Raw genomic sequence first — 4,079 nt, 5'->3', positions numbered from 1 at the left:
GGGGGCGGCGGGGGGCGCCCCCCCCCGGGCCCCCCCCCCCACCCCGCACCCGGTGGTGGCGCGGGCTCCGGCGGCCCTGTGACGGCCCTCACGGCTTGCCCGTCCCGGCGCGTCGCGAGATGCGGGCCCGGCGGGCCGCCTCTAGGGTTGCGGGGATGCCCGCGAGGTCCGCGGTCCGCATCCACCAAGTGCGGACGGAGCGTCACCGCGGCGTGACTGTGGCGCTTTTCGTGTGACCCTGGCGGGTGCCGGATTGGCTTTCCCGCCGCTGGTGGGGGCAGGATGCGTAACCGGGCGAGAGGGTCTGACGTTCAGACCCGGGTCCGGGGACTGTCCGAGGGCCCTGGCAGCATCGGCTTCGATCTCACGCCTCTAAGGCAAGTTGAACACGGGAGTACAACATGAACCGCAGTGAGCTGGTGGCCGCTCTGTCCGAGCGCGCCGAGGTGACCCGCAAGGACGCCGACGCCGTTCTGGCCGCGCTCGCCGAGACCGTCGGCGAGATCGTCGCCAAGGGCGACGAGAAGGTCACCATCCCCGGCTTCCTGACCTTCGAGCGCACCCACCGTGCCGCTCGCACCGCGCGCAACCCGCAGACCGGCGACCCCATCCAGATCCCGGCCGGCTACAGCGTGAAGGTCTCCGCGGGCTCCAAGCTCAAGGAAGCCGCCAAGGGCAAGTAAGTCCTGCCCGAACCGGGGCCCGTACGGGCCTTCGGAGCGGCGGAGCAGTACGCAGTACTGGCGAAGGGCGGCCATTCCCGGGCGGGAAGGCCGCCCTTCGGCCTGTCCGGGGTCCCGGAGCCCCCGCGGGCCCGTCGGGGCCGCCCACGCCGTCGAGCGGCCCCGTACGGGCCTGGTGGGCCCCGTACGGCCGTTGGCGGACCGCCCCCCCGGCCCGGCGGGCCGGGTACGGGCGGTCGAGCGGCCGCGTACGGGCCCGGTGGGCCGAGTACGGGCCCGCCGGGCCGGGTTGCGGGCTCGCCGGGCCGGTTGAGGGTGCGCGTACGGGCCCGGTGGGCCGGGTACGGGCCGTTCGACGGCGGGTACGGGCGGTGGGTGCATGCGAAAGCCCCCCGGGCCCTGGTGGGGGCCCGGGGGGCTTGCGTGTGGCCGTCGGGCGGCCCCACGGGCGTCAGACGAGGTCGCCGCCCGGGAGTTCGACCTTCGCTCCCAGCTCCACGAGCTTCTCCATGAAGTTCTCGTAGCCGCGGTTGATGAGGTCGATGCCGTGGACCCGCGAGGTGCCCTCGGCCGCCAGCGCCGCGATCAGGTACGAGAACCCGCCGCGCAGGTCGGGGATGACCAGGTCGGCGCCCTGCAGCTTGGTCGGGCCGGAGACGACCGCCGAGTGCAGGAAGTTGCGCTGCCCGAACCGGCAGGCGCTGCCGCCCAGGCACTCCCGGTACAGCTGGATGTGTGCACCCATCTGGTTGAGCGCCGAGGTGAATCCCAGCCGGGACTCGTACACCGTCTCGTGGACGATCGACAGGCCCGCGGCCTGCGTCAGGGCGACCACCAGCGGCTGCTGCCAGTCCGTCTGGAAGCCCGGGTGCACGTCCGTTTCGAGCGCGATCGCGTTCAGCGGGCCGCCCGGGTGCCAGAAGCGGATGCCCTCGTCGTCGATCTCGAACGCGCCGCCGACCCTGCGGAACGTGTTCAGGAAGGTCATCATCGAGCGCTGCTGCGCCCCGCGGACGTAGATGTTGCCGCCGGTCGCCAGCGCCGCGGAGGCCCAGGAGGCGGCTTCCAGGCGGTCCGGGAGCGCCTTGTGGTTGTAGCCGCCGAGACGGTCGACACCGGTGATCCGGATCGTCCGGTCGGTGTCCATGGAGATGATGGCGCCCATCTTCTGCAGGACGCAGATGAGGTCCTCGATCTCCGGCTCCACCGCGGCGTTGCTGAGCTCGGTGACGCCCTCGGCCAGGACGGCCGTCAGGAGCACCTGTTCGGTCGAGCCGACCGAGGGGTAGGGCAGGCGGATCTTGCAGCCGCGGAGGCGCTGCGGGGCCTCCAGGTACTGGCCGCCCTCCCGCTTCTCGATGGTCGCGCCGAACTGGCGGAGCACGTCGAAGTGGAAGTCGATCGGCCGGCCGCCGATGTCGCAGCCGCCGAGGCCCGGGATGAAGGCGTGGCCCAGGCGGTGCAGCAGCGGTCCGCAGAACAGGATCGGGATGCGCGACGAACCCGCGTGCGCGTCGATGTCGGCGACGTTCGCGCTCTCGACGTGGGTCGGGTCGAGCACGAGCTCGCCCGGCTCCTCGCCGGGGCGGACGGTCACCCCGTGCAGCTGGAGCAGCCCGCGCACGACCCTGACGTCGCGGATGTCGGGAACGTTGCGGAGCCGACTGGGTCCGCTGCCGAGCAGAGCGGCGACCATGGCCTTGGGCACGAGGTTCTTCGCACCGCGGACACGGATCTCGCCCTCAAGCGGGGTACCGCCATGGACAAGCAATACGTCGTCTCTGTCTGTGCCGGTCATGAATCTCGCGTTCCGGAGAGGGGCTCCCCCGGCGAAGCCAGAGGAGGGTGGGCAGGGGGCCAGGGAAAAGGGTAAGGGGCACGACCCCCTTGTTCGTAAGGCCGACGCGGCCGGAGAACGGTCATGAATCGGCCACAACACCCACCGTGCCCGCCCCATGGCGGAGCGTCGCATTCCGCCTGCCCGGGGGGTCACGCGCTCCTCCCTGCTGCGGTGCGCCCGCAACCGCGTGCGATCCGATGCCGTTCCCCGCTCCCCCTGAAGGGCGAATATGCGGGATCATGTCGGCATGACCGAGGTGTCCTCCCTCACAGGGCGGCTGCTCGTGGCCACCCCCGCCCTCGCGGATCCGAACTTCGACCGCGCGGTGGTGCTGCTGCTCGACCACGACGAGCAGGGCTCCCTCGGCGTGGTCCTGAACCGGCCCACCCCCGTCGGCGTCGGCGACGTCCTGCTGCCCTGGGCGACCCTGGCCGGCGATCCCGGGGTCGTCTTCCAGGGCGGCCCGGTCGGGCTGGACTCGGCCCTCGGCGTGGCGGTCATCCCGGGCGAGGAGGGGCCACTCGGATGGCGCCGCGTGTACGGGGCGATCGGCCTGGTCGACCTGGAGGCCCCGCCGGAGCTGCTGGCCGCCGCCCTCGGCTCGCTGCGGATCTTCGCCGGCTACTCGGGCTGGGGCCCCGGCCAGCTGGAGGCGGAGCTCGGCGACGGCGCCTGGTACGTCGTGGAATCGGAGCCGGGGGACGTGTCGTTCCCCGATCCCGAGAGGCTGTGGCGGGCGGTGCTGCGCCGCCAGCGCAACGAGCTCGCGATGGTCGCCACCTATCCGGACGACCCGTCGCTCAACTGACCCGCGCACGGGTCGGTACCCTGGCTTTTATGAGCACTCTTGAGCCCGAGCGCGGGACTGGTACGGGGACCCTCGTAGAGCCGACGCCGCAGGTGTCCCACGGCGACGGCGACCACGAGCGCTTCGCCCACTACGTCCAGAAGGACAAGATCATGGAGAGCGCGCTCGGCGGCACCCCCGTCGTCGCGCTCTGCGGCAAGGTGTGGGTGCCGGGCCGGGACCCGAAGAAGTACCCGGTCTGCCCCATGTGCAAGGAGATCTACGAGTCCATGGGCCCCGGCGGGGACAAGGACAAGGGCGGCAAGGACAAGGCTGCGACCAATGGCCGTGGCGAACGCCCGGCCCGTGAGCAAAAGCCCCGTGAAGGCACCCCGGCCCGCGAACAGCGCCAGCCGAGCCAACCGCCACGTGCTGCTGCCGACCGTGCTCCGGACGAGTTCCTGGACGACGACGTAGACAACTTCGGTAACCGCGTTGACTACGTGCCCCAGGCCAAGCCGGCCCAGGGTCGCGGTCGTCGTCCGGGCGCTCCCGCCCAGGGCGCAGGCGCAGGTTCTGCACCACGCACCGGCGGCCAGCCACAAGGTCGCCAGAACGGTCCGCGCAGCAGCAACGGCGCCACCACCGGCACCCCGCCGGCCAAGCGCAGCGGCCCGCGCAACGGTGCACCCCGTGACGGCCAGGCCCGTCGCGAAGAGTCGCGCAACCGTCGCCCGGCCCGTGATGATCAACCTCGTCTGTCGGAGCC

3 protein-coding genes and 1 pseudogene are annotated in these 4,079 nt (G+C 72.3%); 3 read left to right on the top strand and 1 reads right to left on the bottom strand.

Translation table 11 applies throughout. The annotated features are described in order from the left end of the window. The first annotated feature begins 401 nt into the window (after positions 1 to 401). Entirely contained in the window at positions 402 to 683 is a 282-nt protein-coding gene (locus tag ACFXA3_RS32770) for an HU family DNA-binding protein (RefSeq protein WP_007264399.1), read from the top strand. A gap of 451 nt (positions 684 to 1,134) precedes the next feature. On the opposite strand, the gene murA is transcribed toward ACFXA3_RS32770, so the two are convergent. Further along, positions 1,135 to 2,481 carry a UDP-N-acetylglucosamine 1-carboxyvinyltransferase gene (murA, locus tag ACFXA3_RS32765; RefSeq protein ID WP_385192812.1) on the bottom strand — a complete coding sequence of 449 codons (1,347 nt, stop codon included), beginning with the start codon at positions 2,479 to 2,481 and terminating at the stop codon, positions 1,135 to 1,137. Between the two features lie 289 nt (positions 2,482 to 2,770). On the opposite strand from murA, the gene ACFXA3_RS32760 reads away from it, so the two are divergent. Next, entirely contained in the window at positions 2,771 to 3,331 is a 561-nt protein-coding gene (locus ACFXA3_RS32760; RefSeq protein ID WP_054225166.1) for a YqgE/AlgH family protein, read from the top strand. Between the two features lie 29 nt (positions 3,332 to 3,360). Then, positions 3,361 to 3,642: pseudogene (locus ACFXA3_RS32755) on the top strand (DUF3039 domain-containing protein); the annotation flags it as partial. Between the last annotated feature and the right edge of the window lie 437 nt (positions 3,643 to 4,079).

It is taken from the genome of Streptomyces sp. NPDC059456, from assembly GCF_042750055.1.
In the GTDB taxonomy this organism is placed as follows: domain Bacteria; phylum Actinomycetota; class Actinomycetes; order Streptomycetales; family Streptomycetaceae; genus Streptomyces.
This window is presented reverse-complemented; position numbering and strand designations above follow the sequence as displayed.

Coding starts and splice junctions, on each gene's coding strand:
- ACFXA3_RS32770 (WP_007264399.1), top strand. CDS start 402: ATGAACCGCAGTGAGCTGGTGGCCGCTCTGTCCGAGCGCGCCGAGGTG.
- murA (WP_385192812.1), bottom strand. CDS start 2,481: ATGACCGGCACAGACAGAGACGACGTATTGCTTGTCCATGGCGGTACC.
- ACFXA3_RS32760 (WP_054225166.1), top strand. CDS start 2,771: ATGACCGAGGTGTCCTCCCTCACAGGGCGGCTGCTCGTGGCCACCCCC.